Source organism: Sorangium sp. So ce124 (assembly GCF_051525235.1).
GTDB classification, from domain to species: Bacteria; Myxococcota_A; Polyangia; order Polyangiales; family Polyangiaceae; genus Sorangium; species Sorangium atrum.
Map to the genome: position 1 here is coordinate 4,022,149 of NZ_CP150312.1, position 14,697 is coordinate 4,036,845.

The following is a 14,697-nucleotide window of genomic DNA, read 5'->3' on the forward strand; positions in this document are numbered from 1 at the left end:
ACTACCACGGAGGGTCGTGGCCACACGAGGGGGGTATGGCACACGGCGCAGCGACGGCTGCATGCGCTGCGTCGTACGCCGCGGTCGGCGCGTCACGACCAGGAACGCAGCGGCGCCTGCGACATCAGGGGGTGATGAGCTTGCAGTCCGACAGGAGCCCCGTGTACCAGTCATCGGTCCTGTCGAGCCATGCGCCCTCGCTGGACCAACGGATGCCGGGCCGCTTCATCCTGCCTTCGACGGTGTAGGTGCATTTCACCGCGAACCGTGCGGACGGCAGCTTGCCGTCGGTGAGCGCGGGCTCGCTCCACAGGCCGGAGGCGAGGAACTGGACGCGGTCCGTGGTCGTGTAAGGACGGAGCAGCTTCTTGTCGTCCGCATCGCCCTTGGACCAACCCTTGGTGGGCGACTCGAACGCGCAGTGCCGGCCGTTGATTTCCTCGGCCGACCAGCAGGCGAGATCCTTGATGTCGGTGGACACGAGGGTGACCTCGACCTGGGATTTGTCCCCGGTCTTCCACTTGGGGCCGGCCGTGCCGGCCGCGGGCTCACGCCCGAAATAGGCGAAGGCCGCGGCGAGGCCGCCGATGATGATGAGGAACAGGATCATGCTCTTGCCGAGCGAGCCGCCCTGCGGTTGGGCGGCGGCGCGAGGCCGCGCGCCGGGCTTCTTGCCGGCCGGGCGCCGCGCTGCGCCAGCCTGCTTTGCAGGACGCGAGGCTCTGGCCGGCGACGCTGCGTCGGCAGCGGCGCGGCCCTCGCCGTCGTCCTCGTTGCGGGTGTCGTGCGCGTCGGCCTCGCCGGGAGGCGCTTCGTCCGTGTCGGGGCGGTCTCTGTCTTCGGAGCTCGTAGCCATCGAGGCGCTTTATGTACCGGAGCGCGTCCGCGACTCAAGCATTCCGTGGACCGAGCGGCAGGGCACGATCGCCCGTTCCAACGAGCAGCCCTTGATGTAGGCTGCGCTCCCGATGACGTCCGATGCCAGAAATCCACGCGCGCGCATCCTCGGCACAGGCCGCTCCCTGCCGCTCGCCGCTCCGACGAGCGAGGCGCAGGCGGGCGCGCCGGCGGACGGCGCGGCGGGCGACCCTGGCGCGAGCGACGAGCGGCGCCGCGTCGCGCCCGGCGAGAGGACGAGCGACCTGGCGGCGCGGGCGGCGAAGGCGGCGCTCGAGGCGGCCGGCATCGGGCCGCGCGACCTCGAGATGATCATCCTCGCCACCTCGAGCGGCGACGCGCCGATGCCCGCGACCGCTGTGTACGTGCAGCAGAAGCTCGGCGCCGAGCACATCCCGTCGTTCGACCTCTCCGCGTCGCTGACGGGCTTCCTCTACGGGCTGTCGGTGGCGAACCAGTTCGTGACGGCCGGGACCATGAAGCACGTGCTCGTCATCGGCGCGGACCTGCTCTCCCGCCGCCTGGATCCGCGGGACAGGGCCGCTGCCCAGCTGTTCGGCGACGGCGCCGGCGCGGTGGTGATCGGGCCGGCGAGCGGCGACGGGCGCGGGATCCTCAGCGTCGGCTTGCGCGCCGACGGGAAGAAGGCCGATGTGCTCCAGGTGCCCGGCGGAGGATCCGCGGAGCCGCTCACCGTGGAGCGGCTCGCCGACCGGCGGCAATACCTCCGCGTGAAGCAGCCCGAGCTGCGGCAGGCCGCGGAGGAGCACCTCGGGGCCCACGCCCTCTCGGCGGTCGCCGCCGCCGGGCTTGCGCCCGCGGACGTCGACTGGGTGATCCCGCACCACGCCGACCCGCACCTCGTCGCCCTCCTCGCCGAGCGCCTCGGGTGCCCGCCTGAGCGCGTCCTCGGCGCGGTCGACGGCGCCAGCGCGGCCGGGGCCTGCGCGGGCTCGGTCGCCATGGCGCTCGACGAGGCGCTCCGCGACGGCCGGATCCTGCCCGGGAATCACGTGCTGCTGTGCGCGCTCGGCGGCGGCCTCACGTGGGGCAGCGCCGTGCTCCGCGTCTGAGTCGACGAGGGCCGGGGTCTCTGGCGGCGCGCGGCCCTCGAGGGAACCCGCACGCTGCGCTCCGTGGTGCTGCGCTGGCGTGGTGTGCGTGGCGTGGCGCTCTTGACGAAGGCGACGAGGGCGACAGTGGACTTGTTGCCGTGCGCTCCCCATCGTGGTCAGGAGAACCCATGAACGACGCTCCTCTCTACAAAGATGCCAAGCAACCCGTGGGAAAGCGGGTGGAAGACCTCCTGCGTCGGATGACCCTGGACGAGAAGGTAGGTCAGCTCATGCAGCTCGACGCCCAGGGAGATCTGGAGGACGCGATCGGGCGGATGAAGGTCGGCAGCCTCCTTCACTGCAACGGGAAGGACGCTGACACGGCGATCCGGCGCGCGCTGGATACCCGACTTGGCATTCCGGTGTTGATGGCCGACGACGGGATCCATGGCCATTCCTTCTGGGCGGGCGCGACGATCTTCCCCACGCAGCTCGCCATGGCCTGCAGCTGGGATACGGGGCTCCTGGAGCAGGTCGCGCGGGTGACCGCCGCCGAGATGCGGGCCACGGGCCTCAAGTGGACGTTCTCTCCCGTCCTGTGCCTCACGCGCGATCTCCGCTGGGGCAGGGTGGGGGAGACATTCGGCGAGGATCCCCACCTCATCGGAGAGCTCGCCTGCGCGATGATCAAGGGTTATCAGGGCAAGGGCCTGGACGATCCGGACGCGGTGCTGGCCACGGCCAAGCATTATGCGGGGTACTCGGAGACGCTGGGCGGCCGTGACGCCTCGGAGGCGAACATCTCGCGGCGCTACCTGCGCTCGTATTTCCTGCCGCCCTTCGAGCGGGCCGCGAGGAGCGGCTGCATGGCCTTCATGACTGGATATCAGTCCATGGACGGGATCCCGGCCACCGCCAACCGCTGGCTCCTGACGGAGGTCCTCAAGGAGGAGTGGGGGTTCGAGGGGATCCTCGTGACCGACTGGAACAACGTGGGCAATCTCGTGCTCGATCAGAAGGTCTGCAAGGACATGGCCGAGGCGGCCACGGTGGCTGTCCGGAGCGGCAACGACCTGATGATGGCGACACCGCAGTTCTACGAGGGCGCCCAGGAGGCGGTGCGCCGCGGGCTCCTGGCCGAGGCCGAGATCGACGCGGTCGTCCGGCGCGTCCTGTCGCTCAAGTTCTCCCTGGGGCTCTTCGAGGACCCCGGGTACAGCAGCGAGCAACGCATCCGGGAGATCATCGGGTGTGCGGCCCACCGGGACCTCAACCTGGAGGTCGCGCGGGCGTCTCTCGTGCTGCTCAAGAACGACGGCCTGCTGCCGCTCGCGCAGGGCGCGGCGTCGAGGCCATTGCGGCGGATCGCGGTGATCGGCCCCAACGCGGACGACCCGATCGCCCAGCTGGGCGACTGGTCGCTCGGCTCGGGCCAGATGAGCGGCGGCAACGGGCCGCAACACCCCCGATCGAGCATCGTCACCATCGTGGATGGGATACGGGAGCTCGCGCCCCCGGGGTGCGAGGTGGTCCATGCCGCGGGCTGCTCGGTCGTCAGTGAGGACGAGTCCGGCATCCCTGCGGCGGTGGAGCTTGCCCGGAGCGCCGACGTGGTGGTCCTGGTCCTGGGGGACCGGATCGAGCTCATCGGCGAGACAAAGAGCACGGCGACCCTCGAGCTCATGGGCGGGCAACGGGCCCTCTCGGACGCGATCGCCAGGACAGGCGTTCCCACGGTCGCGGTCCTCATCAACAGCAAGCCGCTGGTCCTGCCGCGCTCGGCGCTCGGCGCGGCGGCGATCCTCGAGGCGTTCAATCCGGGGATGATGGGCGGACGGGCCGTGGCCGAGGCGGTGTTCGGGAAGATCAACCCCTCTGGCAAGCTGACGATCTCGTTCCCCTACCACGTGGGCCAGCAGCCGATATTCTACAACCAGGCCCGCGGTCAGCACGGGAATCGCTATGCGGACCTCACGCAGGAGCCGGCGTTCGCCTTCGGCTTCGGCCTGAGCTACACGCGCTTCACCTACGGCGATCTGAACGTCCTGACGCCGAGCGTGGAGCGAGGCGGCACAGCGTCGTTCGAGGTGACGATCACCAACGCCGGCGGGCGCGAGGGCGTCGAGATCGCCCAGCTGTACATCGAAGATCTGGTGACGTCGTCCACATGGGCGCAGAAGGAGCTGAAGGCGTTCCGCCGCGTGAGCCTGGCCGCGGGGGAGGCGCGCAAGGTGCGCTTCGACGTGCCCGCCTCGGAGCTGTCCCTGGTCGACGCGGAGGGGCGCCGCGCGGTGGAGCCGGGGGATTTCCGTGTCCACATCGGCTCGTCGTCCCGGCCTCAGGACCTGCTCTGCGCCGGGTTCGCCGTGGCGTAGGGGGTGTGGGCGGCTCCGGTTTGACGTTTGATTCTGGCTGGAGGTTGCCGCACATTTCTGGCCAGAATTTCAATTTTCGTCGGATCGTGTATTACCGTCGGCGGGGCAACGAGCGCCGGGTGAGGCCTCTGCGCCCGAGGAGGGAAGGACCGATGACGGCGAAGCGGGTAGCGCTGGTGACGGGCGCGAGCACGGGGATCGGCCGGAGCGTGGCGGAGACGCTTGCGAGGAACGGGTATGTGGCCTTCGCGGGCATGCGCGATCCCAACGGCAGGAACCGAGCGGCGCGCGACGAGGTGGCCGGCCTGGCGACGGCGGGGATCCCCATCGAGACGGTCGCGCTCGACGTGACGGACGACGCCTCCGTGGCCGCGGCGGTCGCGACGGTGGTGGAGAAGACAGGGAAGATCGATGTGATCCTGAACAACGCGGGCGGCTGCGTGATGGGGCTGGCCGAGTGCAGCAGCGTCGATCAGCTGCGACGGCTCTTCGAGACGCATGTCTTCGGGACGCAGCGCGTCTGTCGCGCCGTCCTGCCGCACATGCGCCGGCGAAAGACCGGGGTGCTCGCCTTCACGTCCAGCGTCGGCGGGCGCGTCGCCCTGCCGACCACGGCGCTCTACTCCTCGGCCAAGGCCGCGATGGAGATGATCGCCGAGGGCTACAAGCGTGAGCTCGCATCGTTCGGGATCGACGTCGTGATTTTGGAGCCGGGAATGGTCCGGACGAAGATCTTCGACAACATGTGGCTGGACGACGACACGGCGCGCGCCGCCGAGTACGGGGCGCTCGGCGGCGTGGCGCGTGCCGTGCTCGAAATGGTCAAGACCATGGAGGGACCATCCCCGGAAGAGCTCGCGCGCGTGCTGCAGAGGCTGCTGGAGATGCCGCACGGCCAGCGGCCGCTGCGCACGACGTTCGGTCCGGACGCGGCGCTGATCGACCCGGTGAACATCGCCGCGGACGAGGCCACGCGGGCGCTGCACGCCCTGTACGGGGGGTAGACGAGGCGCAGCCATTCGAGGCCCTAGCGCTGCCTCGCGCTCCTCATCATCCATCATCCGGGCTCTCGGCCGGTCTGGCGGCGCGCATTCCACCCGGGCCTGCCCGACTAAAGCGACTTCAGGTACTCCACGAGGTCACGCTTCTCGCCGGAGTCGAGCCCCAGATCGAAGCGCTCGTTGTAGCTGCGCACGACGTCCAGCAGCGTCGCGAAGCGGCCATCGTGGTAGAAGCGACCCTTGTTCTTCGGCTTCATGAACAGCCCTAGCTCTCGGACGAAGAGGGCGGCGAGGTTCATCGTCTTGTACGAGTTGCCGGGCGCGCGGTTCGCCTGGAAGGCGTCGATCTTCATCTCCTCGGGCGTGTGCAGGTTCCAGCCAGCATCGGTCCAGAGCGGCTTGTTGTGGCAGTCGGTGCACTTCGCCTTGCCGGTGAACAGCTTCGCGCCGCGCTCGGCGGCCTCCTCGTTGAAATCGCGCCCCGGCTCCGGCTTCGGCGCCGGGAGCGCGAGTTGGTAGAAGTGCAGCGCCGGGAGCTTCGACGTGACAAGATCGTCCTTCGGACCCACGACCACATTCCAGATCCCGGTGGCCGCGGCGTTCGGGTACTTGACGGGATCGTTGAGCCTGGGATCGAAGAAATTACCCTTCCCATGGAGCTGGGTCACGGCGACAAACGCGTTCCAATAGGGCACCGAGCCCCAGTTGCCCGTCCATGTGTGCTCGTTGACGCCGCCCATATCGAACGCGTTGGGGAGCAAGGTCGCGGCGGAGGTCCTTTCGTCAGGCGGGGGCAAGGTCGCGAGGGAGGTCCCTCCGTCAGTCTGGAACGCCTTCCCGTCGAGCAGCAGCTCGGCGTCGTACTTGCCCGGCCCCCAGCTGAGCAGAACTTCCCTCACGCCTGCCTCGGTGATGCCCGCGGGCACCTTCGGCAGCAGGTCGACGATCGGCTGGAGCGTCGGGGCCGTAGCGATGATGGCGCCGACGTCCAGGTCGCGGTTGGCCCAGCCGTCGAGGCGCGTGCCGATGCCTGGACGCACGGAGTCGTTGACCGTGGAGTGACAGAACGCACACTGGAGCCCGATGGAGATCAGCTTGCCGCGGTCGTTGAAGAAGCCCGTCACCCCGAGGATCGCATCGAGCTGCAGGAGGCTCAGCGTGACGGCGGGATCGTCGAGGTCCACCTGGCCACGCGCGATCTTGTCCCGGAGCCGCGACGGGAGCGCGTCCGCGTCCACCTTCAGCCCGAGCTCAAGCGCTTGAGCTGGAGTCACCTTGGCGATGCTCTCGTGCAACCGGAGCTTGCCGCCCCAGAACTGCTCGTCGCCGAAGGTGTCGAATCGGAAGATCTCCTGTCCCCGCTGGAGCAAGTTGCGCGTGTTTCGTTCTGTGGTGGCTTCGAAATCGCCGAATCGCCCGCGGCGGGGAAGTTCATCCTCGGCGGAGGCGACGTGCTCTGCGCCCTCGTCCCGGTCGGCCGAGTTGCACGCGAGCGCGGCCACGCCGAGCGGAAGCGTCGCTCCGACGAGCACGAAAAGCGGGGTGAGATGTGTCGTCATGGTAAGACCTTTCGGTGTCTTCGTGTCCTGCTGCGAATCCAAAAGTGGTTTGTCTGCCTTCGCGGGCAAGTAAGAGAGTCCATGATCGTCTCGTCGGGGGAGCCGCTTGTGGGCAGGTCGTCAGCCGGCGACAGGCGTTGAAGGCCGAGGTCTGGCGTCGTTCGTGGGCGTTGTTCCCAGCTCGTGCCAACCGGGGATTCGATGAAACTGGGAGATGATGGATTGAGGTTCAGGCAATGGACGCCTTGCGCCCTGCACACAAGGGGCTCCGTTCGGCCTGGCATCGGCGGCCTCGGCCTCCGCGACGAAATGGGCTACCGTGCCGAAGGGCGCGCTCCGTGGAGCGGCGGTTAGCCGCCGCGGACATGTGCCCGTCTTGGCGCTCTTGGATCCCTCCATGCTGAACCTCCTTCTCCGCCTTTCCCCGCTGCGCCCCGCCGTCCGCCTCGAGACCGTCGAGCGGCGCGACTTCGCCGAGCCGCGCCTGCGCGAGCTCCACGCCCTCTCGAACGCGCTCATGGCCGAGGACTTCGGGCACTTCTGCGTCCACGCGAGGACCAACGATGTCGTCCATGTCTTCCGCCGTGCCGACACCGGGGCGATCGTCGGCTTCCAGTTCTGGAAGACCGCGCCGCTCGCCTTGCCCCGCAGCCGCGCCATCGTCGGCGGGAAGCTCAGGATCTCGCCGGACTTCCGGACCCGCGGGCTGCACCTCGTCTCCGGCCTCCTGTTCTTGCTCGAGACGAAGCGCCGCGCGCCGCGGACCCGCCTCTACCGGCTCTCGATCGCCAGCCTCTTCGGGTTCGTCTCCATCACCGAGGCGCTCGCGCGCTACGAGCTCTTCGATCCGAAGCGGCGGGGCACAGCGGAGGACGAGGCGGTGCGCGAGGCGTTCCTGAAGCTCGCCAGGGAGAGCAACTACCACGTCGACGACGAGACCGGCCTCGTTCGCGTCAACATCTTCATGACCGAGGAGACGGTGAGCCGCTATTCGCCGCGCTATTTCGAGCGCCCGGCCGCGCGGCGCTACGCCGCCGCCAACCCCGGCTTCCGCACGAACGGCTGCTACGCCGGCTTCTGGTTCCGCTTCACCAGCGAGAACCTCCTCGCCATGACCCGCGCCGTCACGAGGAGGCTCTTCCGGCGGGACACCCCCGTTGCTCCACCGCCCGCGCATGGATAGCGGTTCAGGATGTCCCTTGCCTTGGAGGGCGAGAGGTCTTCGCCTTGGGGAGGTCGATGCCGACTACGGCGAACGATCTCGTGGGCGCCTCATCGAGCTCCCGGATGACGTCGGTCGGACGGCGTCCTCGGTGATCGAGCGCGATCAGCGGTCGAACGTCGAGCGCATGCCCCCGCCGAAGCTGACCGTCCACGCCTCCTTCGAGCGGCGCGGGTTCCAGAACACCCGCACCGGATGGTGAAATGGATAGCCCTCGTCCAGCACGAAGGTCGGCGCCTCATCGTCGAGGTTCTCGGTCAGCCAGAGCCCGTCCCGCTCCGTCGTCATGTACATACGGTGCGCGTTTTTCGGGTCGATGGCGCACGACTCGACGCGATATCGATCGCTGATGCGCTGCCATGTCGCGCCGCGATCCCTGGTCCGGTACAGCCCCCCGTAGAAGCGCTCGTCGTGGCTGAAGACCGCGGTGTACCAGGTGCTCTCGGTGGTGTCGTTCGGATCGATGACGATGTCCTTGGTCCAGTAGTGCATCTCGGGCGAGGAGCGGTCCTCCCACGCCGAAGCTCCAGGCTGGAGGAGGAACACGCCGGACCTGTCGGTGAACGTCCGGGTGTTGCCGGGCTGATGGCCAGAGTAGGTGGCCACGATGCTTCCGTCCTTCAGCACATGGACGTTGTAGGGGTGACCCTGCGTGCGGGGCGGGGCCGGGAGCGCGGCTGGCGCCGCCCCCGGCGCGCTCAGATCGAGGCGATAGATCCCTCCCGTCAGGCTGTTGACCGCGCTCGCGTAGAGCTGATCCGGATCGTTCGGATCGAGCGCCAGCCAGACGACGGGACGCCCGAGATCGGCGAAGAGCGACCACGTGGCACCCTTGTCGGCGGACACCATGATTCCCCCTCTGGACGGGCGGCTCGGCGTTCCGTCGAGGCGCGCGTCGCGCAGGTAGGGGCTCTGGTAGATGTCATGAACGCTCCCGGTCGCGGCGTAGAGCGCCCCCGTGTATGGGTGCCTGACCACGTGATAGGTGGTGTTCAGGGACAGGCCGTTCGCGCCGTCGCGAGACCAGGACTCGCCGCCATCCTCGCTCAAGGCGCTGCGGATGTCCGTGAGCGACGCGAACATCGTGTCCTCGTCGTAGAACGTCAGCCACCAGCCCGACGTCTGCTCGACGCCGCTCGTGCGGTAAACGCCGGACTTGGGCGTGTCCGCTCCCCTCGGGTTCTCATCCGCTGGTTTCACGTAGGCCTGCTGAAAGGTCCTGCCCCCATCCTCGCTGACGTGGACGAAGCCGAGATCCGTGAGGGCCACGCGGTCGGGATCCGTGGGCGACACCGAGAGGCCGAGCGCGTACTCGCCGAACTCCCAGTCCATGTCTCCTTCGAACCCGCTCCATCCGGTGTCGATGTTGGCGTTGTGGTCGGTGCGGAACACGTGCTGCCAGGTCTCTCCGCCGTTCACCGTGCGGAGGACGATGGGCGAGAGCTTCTCGCGATCGCCGCCGGCGACGTACGCGACGCGGGCGTTGTCGTCGGGCATCGCCACGAAGGCGAGTTTGTCGGTCGGTCCGAGCCCGGACGTCGCGGCTTCCCAGCGCCTCTCACCGAGCTTCAGCCGGTAGAGGCCAGCGTACGCGTCCAGCTCGCCGCCGGTCGTGTCGGCGCTGATGAGGGCGTTGCCTTCGCCGTCCGTCGCGGAGAACGTGACCGCGAGGAAGGTCGTCCTCTTGCCGTGCCCGGAGCCGGCGAACGAGACGATCTTCTCGCCCGCCGGCATGCCGCCGATCGACGTGTCGACGGCGAAGGTGCCTCCGTTGTCGTGCGAGACGAGCAGTCCATCGCTCGTACCAACATAGATGTCGCGCCCATCCCAGTAAACGCCGCCGACCAGGAGGCCGCCCGGCCAGGTCGTCGCGTGGACCGAGCGGAAGGTGCGGCCGCCGTCGCGCGAGAAGTAGAGCTCCGTGGAGTCCGAGAAGAGCAGCCGCCGCGTGCCCTGCCGGTCAACGAACAGGTAGTGGCCGTCTCCTGGCCGCCCTGGCGTCGTGATCTCGGCGTCCCACGTCGCCCCCCCGTTGGTGCTCTTGGCCAGCGTGGCCACGTCCTGGATGCCGTTCGTGGACAGCGTGTAACTCACCCCATAGAGGACGTCGGGATCGGCGGTGAAACGGAATTGTGAGAGGACGCCGCCCTGGAGCTTGTGAAAGTGCAGGGTCGTCCAGCTCCTGCCGAAATCCCTCGTGCGATAGACCCCCTTCATGTCGCTTGCCATGAAGATTTCGCGGCCGTCGTGCGGGTTGATAGACGGCGAATAGAGGGCGCCCCCGCCGCCCACACCCCGTGATTGCCACCGGCGGCGCGCGCTCCAGGACCCGTGCTTCTCCAGATCCTCGTTCGCCCTGCTCGTGCCCGCGGCGAGGCGGTCGCTCGATGCTCTCGTCGCCTCGTGGATCGCGGCCTCCTCCGCGCAGCCTCCCGCGAGCAGCGCGATACCAAGGACCAGCGGCCCCGCCGTGGTCCTGAAGTCGATTGTGAATCCAGCGTGGTTCGTCATGTATGCTCCCTCACGCTTGCAATATCAGACGCTCAAGCGCCTGTGTGCGACGCTTTGGGGATCGGCGCCTCGTTTGCGTGATCCGGTCACGCGGCAGGGCAAACGTCTACCGCGGGGGTATGTTTGCGTAGGTGTAAGGCCAGATGGGGTGACGTGGCCTCCTTGTCGTACCGCGAAGAGGCGAGGCCGACGTCGGTGTCGTCGTAGGAGTGTTCCGACGCTTCGTAGACCCAATCGTCGCGCTCATGTACGAGATCGGCTATCCAGCGAGAAGATCCCCGGAGCCTCCTCCGATCCGCCACATCTTGCGCGCAGCCCGGCCACGGCGCGGCGCCACGCTCCGTCTCATGACCGACCTCTCGTCCTCCGCCGGCGTCGCGGTTCGCCCTGCGGCGGCTGGCCGCCTGCGCCGGCTCGGCGCCGCCGCGCTGTCGCTGCTGGTCGCCGCTGCCGTGTGGCTGCCGTGCCTCCACCTCTTCTTCCGGAGCGAGCCGGGCGAGCACCGCGCCGCCGGCGCGCTCTCGCCGCGCGGGCAGGCGCTGCTCGCGCATCAGCTCTCGCTCTGGGAGGAGGGCGGCGCGGCGCAGGGCGCGACGCTCGCGCGGATGCGGGCCGCGAACGCCGAGTGGGACTTCATGGGGCGGACCTTCCTCGTCCTCGGCCTCGCCAACGCCGCGCTGCGGGATCCGGGCGCGGAGGCGCGCCACCTCGCCGTCATCGACCGGATCGTCGACGAGACCCTCGCGATCGAGCGCGAGCGGGGGATGCTGCACTTCATGATGCCGTACGCCACGCGGCGGCCGTTCGTGCAGCAGCCTGCGCGCAGCCTCTTCGTGGACGGCGAGATCGCGCTCATGCTGGGCGCGCGCGCCCTGGTCGCGCGCCGCGCCGATCACGAGGCCGAGCTCGACGCGCGCGTCGCCGAGATGCGGTCCCGCATGGAGCGGAGCCCCGTGCTGTCCGCCGAGAGCTACCCCGACGAGTGCTGGACCTTCTGCAACACGCTCGCCCTCTCCGCGATGCGCATGGCCGACGCGCTGCACGGGGAGCGCCGCGGCCTCGAGCTCGGCCGCCGCTGGCTCGCGGCGGCGCGCGCCCGGCTCCTGGACCCGAAGACGGGGCTGCTCGTATCGAGCTACACCCACGACGGCAGGATCCTGGACGGCCCGGAGGGCTCGTCCCTCTGGCTGGTCGCGCACGCGCTGCTCCTGATCGACCCTGAATTCGCGCGCGATCAGTACACGCGGGCGCGCCGCGAGCTCGGGGCGGAGCTCCTCGGCTTCGGCTGGGCGCGCGAGTGGCCCCGCTCGTGGGCCGGCCCGGAGGACGTGGACTCGGGCCCGATCGTGCCGCTCGTCGGGGCGAGCGCCGGGTCGAGCGGATTCGCGCTGCTCGGCGCCGCGGCCTTCGGCGACGCGCCGTACCTCGGGGGGCTGCTCACGTCGCTCGACTTCGCCGCGTTCCCGATCCGCGAGGGCGACCGGCTGCGGTACGCCGCAAGCAACCAGGTCGGCGACGCGGCGCTGCTCTACGCGCTGAGCTTCGGCCCGCTCTGGGAGCGGATCGCCGGGGCGGGAGGTGCCCCGTGAGCCGACAGCTGGCCCTCGGCGCCGCGATGCTCCTCGCGGCCTTCGTTGTCTGCCACATGCTCGGCCTGCGCGAGCAGGTGTCCGTGCTGAGCGGCACGCCCCCGCCCGCCGGTGGCGGCGACCCGTTGCTCGGCGTCGCCTACGCGCTGGCGTGGTTCGGCGGCGTGGTGCTCGCGCCGATCCTCGCGATCGCGGCGGGCGTGCTCGCGGTCGTCGACCGGCTCCGGTCGCGGCGACCCGCGCCCGCTCGGACGGCTCCGCCGCCGCGCTGAGCGGCTGCCTGCGCCACCTCGGCCGGCTCGCGCGGGCGCCCTCGCCCGCGCCGCGCTGGCTCCGCGCGCGTCGGTGATGGGCGAGCTGCTCCGCCCGCAGCAAGGCGCCAGCAGCCTGCTGCCTGCGGAGCAGACCTGCCGGCCGGCGTGCCGGCGCGCGCGGCGCCGCCAGGAGGGCCCGGCAGGCGCGGGCAGGGCGACGCGGACGCCGGCGCACGCCATCCCCTCTGCGAATAGCGGCAAGCGCAGGGTGGAATGAAACGTGCTTTGGCGCGCCTCCCTCGGCGCGAGAAGACACATGATCTCGTGTCTGCCGATGGAAGGAGCTGATCGTGGATCTCGAACTCACCGGCAAGCGGGCCATCGTCACCGGCGGCAGCCGCGGTATCGGCAAGGCCATCGCGCGGGAGCTGGCGCGCGAGGGCGCAGACGTCGTGATCGCCGCGCGCGGCAAGGACAAGCTGGAGGCGACCGCCGCCGAGCTCTCGGCGGAGACGGGCCGCCGCGTCGTCCCGCTGGTTGTCGACACCGGCAATGAGACCTCGGTCAACGGGCTCGTCGAGCGCGCCGTCGCCGCGCTGGGCGGCGTGGACATCCTCGTCAACAACGCAGCCGTGCCGGGCGGGATCTCGACCGCCACGCGCCTCGACCAGATCGTCGACGCGCAGGTGATCGAGGACATCAACATCAAGGTCGTGGGTTACCTGCGGACCGCGCGCGCCGTCGCGCCGCACCTCATCGCGAACGGCTGGGGCCGCATCATCAATATCGGCGGGCTGGCCGTGCGCAAGGCCGGCCGCCCGGTCGCCACCCTGCGCAACGTCGGCGTGGCGGCGATCACCAAGAACCTCGCGGACGAGCTCGGCCCGAAGGGGATCAACGTCACGGTCGTGCACCCCGGCGCGACGCGCACCGAGCGCGTCCGGCCCGAGCCGGAGAAGGAGTTCGCCGCCTCGGTGAGCATCGGCCGGATCGTCGACGCCCGCGAGGTCGCGTGGGTCGTCGCGTTCCTCGCCTCGCCGAGGAGCGTCGCGATCAACGGCGACGCCGTCGTTGCCGGCGGCGGGAGCGTCGGGCCGATCTATTATTGAGCCCTGAAACGACGGGCCCGCGCCCCCTGCGGGAGCGGGAGGCGACCGCGCCAGCGCGACGCCACGAGCAACCTAGCCAAAGCACCAACGGAAGATCATGAGCATCCCGACGACCCGACTCGGCCGTACCGGCCTCACCGTTTCGCGCCTGTGCCTGGGCACGATGACGTTCGGTTTCCAGACGGACGAGGAGACCTCCCGCGCCATCCTCGACAAGGCCGCTGGCGCCGGCGTCAACTTCCTCGACACGGCCGACGTGTATCCGCTGGGCGGCGGTTTGGAGGCCGCCGGGCGCACCGAGGAGATCGTCGGCCGCTGGCTCAAGGGCAAGCGAGACCGCTTCATCCTCGCCACGAAGTGCGTCGGCCGCGTCGGCCCGAACCCGTGGGATCAGGGCGCCTCCCGCAAGCACATCCTGGACGCGATCGACGCCTCCCTGCGCCGGCTCGGCACCGATTACGTGGATCTCTATCAGCTCCACTCCGACGACCGCGACACCCCGATCGACGAGACGCTGGAGGCGCTCGACCTCGTCGTTCGCTCGGGCAAGGCGCGGTACATCGGCGTATCCAACTACCTGGCATACCGCCTGGCGCGCGCGCTCGGCCGCGCCGACGTGCGCGGGCTCGCGCGGTTCGTGTCCGTGCAGCCGCGTTATGCGCTGCTGTTCCGGGAGATCGAGCGCGAGCTGCTCCCGCTCGCGCAGGAGGAGGGCCTCGGCGTCATCCCCTACAACCCGCTCGCCGGCGGGTTCCTCACGGGCAAGCACCGCCGCGGCGAGCCGACGGCGGGCACCCGCTTCACGCTCGGCGCGGCGGCGTCCATCTACCAGCAGCGCTACTGGAACGAGCGCGCGTTCGCGACCGTCGAGAAGCTCTCGGGCATCGTCGCCGAAGCAGGCCAGTCGCTCACGACCGTCGCCGTCGCGTGGGTGCTCGCCAACCCGGCCGTCACGTCGGCCATCATCGGCGCCAGCCGGCCAGACCAGCTGGACGCGACGCTCTCCGCGGCCGAGCTCTCGCTCGATCCGCAGCTCAAGGCCCGGCTCGACGAGGCGACCGCGGAGTTCCGCCACGGCGACTCGCCGCGCTGAGCCGGGGTTGAGGCCGCCGGCGCGCCTTCGCG

General features: G+C 69.9%; 11 protein-coding genes. 8 read left to right on the forward strand and 3 right to left on the reverse strand.

What is annotated here, in order from left to right; genetic code table 11:
* Positions 1-124 precede the first annotated feature (124 nt).
* Positions 125-856: a hypothetical protein gene (locus tag WMF19_RS15295; protein WP_437899769.1), complete on the reverse strand. Its 732-nt coding sequence runs from the start codon at positions 854-856 to the stop codon at positions 125-127.
* A 112-nt stretch (positions 857-968) separates the two neighbouring features.
* Here WMF19_RS15295 and WMF19_RS15300 point away from each other — a divergent pair, with 112 nt between their 5' ends.
* The 3 genes from WMF19_RS15300 (at position 969) to WMF19_RS15310 (ending at position 5,331) form a co-directional block, all read left to right on the forward strand.
* Positions 969-1,970 (forward strand): 3-oxoacyl-ACP synthase III family protein, encoded by a 1,002-nt coding sequence (locus WMF19_RS15300; protein WP_437329297.1) that lies wholly within the window; start codon positions 969-971, stop codon positions 1,968-1,970.
* 170 nt (positions 1,971-2,140) lie between these two features.
* Positions 2,141-4,327 carry a glycoside hydrolase family 3 N-terminal domain-containing protein gene (locus tag WMF19_RS15305; protein WP_437899770.1) on the forward strand — a complete coding sequence of 729 codons (2,187 nt, stop codon included), beginning with the start codon at positions 2,141-2,143 and terminating at the stop codon, positions 4,325-4,327.
* A gap of 152 nt (positions 4,328-4,479) precedes the next feature.
* Complete coding sequence (locus WMF19_RS15310; protein ID WP_437899771.1) at positions 4,480-5,331, forward strand: SDR family NAD(P)-dependent oxidoreductase; 852 nt, start codon at positions 4,480-4,482, stop codon at positions 5,329-5,331.
* 107 nt (positions 5,332-5,438) lie between these two features.
* On the opposite strand, the gene WMF19_RS15315 is transcribed toward WMF19_RS15310, so the two are convergent.
* Positions 5,439-6,887, reverse strand: a complete 1,449-nt coding sequence (locus WMF19_RS15315) for a hypothetical protein (protein WP_437899772.1) — start codon at positions 6,885-6,887, stop codon at positions 5,439-5,441.
* A gap of 397 nt (positions 6,888-7,284) precedes the next feature.
* Between WMF19_RS15315 and WMF19_RS15320 the strand changes: the two genes are divergently transcribed.
* Complete coding sequence (locus WMF19_RS15320; protein ID WP_437899773.1) at positions 7,285-8,070, forward strand: hypothetical protein; 786 nt, start codon at positions 7,285-7,287, stop codon at positions 8,068-8,070.
* 144 nt (positions 8,071-8,214) lie between these two features.
* Here WMF19_RS15320 and WMF19_RS15325 read toward each other — a convergent pair whose 3' ends face one another.
* A complete protein-coding gene (locus WMF19_RS15325; protein ID WP_437899774.1) occupies positions 8,215-10,620 on the reverse strand; it encodes a hypothetical protein in 2,406 nt (801 codons plus the stop codon).
* 347 nt (positions 10,621-10,967) lie between these two features.
* Here WMF19_RS15325 and WMF19_RS15330 point away from each other — a divergent pair, with 347 nt between their 5' ends.
* The 4 genes from WMF19_RS15330 to WMF19_RS15345 all read left to right on the forward strand — a co-directional run bounded on the left by WMF19_RS15330 (position 10,968) and on the right by WMF19_RS15345 (position 14,665).
* Positions 10,968-12,209: a hypothetical protein gene (locus tag WMF19_RS15330; RefSeq protein ID WP_437899775.1), complete on the forward strand. Its 1,242-nt coding sequence runs from the start codon at positions 10,968-10,970 to the stop codon at positions 12,207-12,209.
* On the forward strand, positions 12,206-12,481 hold the full coding sequence (locus WMF19_RS15335; protein ID WP_437899776.1) for a hypothetical protein: 276 nt from the start codon (positions 12,206-12,208) through the stop codon (positions 12,479-12,481). Before WMF19_RS15330 ends, WMF19_RS15335 begins: the two co-directional genes overlap by 4 nt.
* A gap of 332 nt (positions 12,482-12,813) precedes the next feature.
* The gene (locus WMF19_RS15340; RefSeq protein WP_437899777.1) at positions 12,814-13,572 is read left to right on the forward strand and encodes an SDR family NAD(P)-dependent oxidoreductase; all 759 of its coding nucleotides are present in this window, start codon (positions 12,814-12,816) and stop codon (positions 13,570-13,572) included.
* Positions 13,573-13,669: 97 nt separating this feature from the next.
* On the forward strand, positions 13,670-14,665 hold the full coding sequence (locus WMF19_RS15345; protein WP_437801592.1) for an aldo/keto reductase: 996 nt from the start codon (positions 13,670-13,672) through the stop codon (positions 14,663-14,665).
* The last annotated feature ends 32 nt before the right edge of the window (positions 14,666-14,697 follow it).

What these genes read in the sequence shown, in the direction of transcription:
- WMF19_RS15305 (WP_437899770.1), top strand. Translation starts at nt 2,141, where the DNA reads ATGAACGACGCTCCTCTCTACAAAGATGCCAAGCAACCCGTGGGAAAG.
- WMF19_RS15300 (WP_437329297.1), top strand. Translation starts at nt 969, where the DNA reads ATGACGTCCGATGCCAGAAATCCACGCGCGCGCATCCTCGGCACAGGC.
- WMF19_RS15325 (WP_437899774.1), bottom strand. Translation starts at nt 10,620, where the DNA reads ATGACGAACCACGCTGGATTCACAATCGACTTCAGGACCACGGCGGGG.
- WMF19_RS15315 (WP_437899772.1), bottom strand. Translation starts at nt 6,887, where the DNA reads ATGACGACACATCTCACCCCGCTTTTCGTGCTCGTCGGAGCGACGCTT.
- WMF19_RS15320 (WP_437899773.1), top strand. Translation starts at nt 7,285, where the DNA reads ATGCTGAACCTCCTTCTCCGCCTTTCCCCGCTGCGCCCCGCCGTCCGC.
- WMF19_RS15345 (WP_437801592.1), top strand. Translation starts at nt 13,670, where the DNA reads ATGAGCATCCCGACGACCCGACTCGGCCGTACCGGCCTCACCGTTTCG.
- WMF19_RS15295 (WP_437899769.1), bottom strand. Translation starts at nt 856, where the DNA reads ATGGCTACGAGCTCCGAAGACAGAGACCGCCCCGACACGGACGAAGCG.
- WMF19_RS15330 (WP_437899775.1), top strand. Translation starts at nt 10,968, where the DNA reads ATGACCGACCTCTCGTCCTCCGCCGGCGTCGCGGTTCGCCCTGCGGCG.
- WMF19_RS15310 (WP_437899771.1), top strand. Translation starts at nt 4,480, where the DNA reads ATGACGGCGAAGCGGGTAGCGCTGGTGACGGGCGCGAGCACGGGGATC.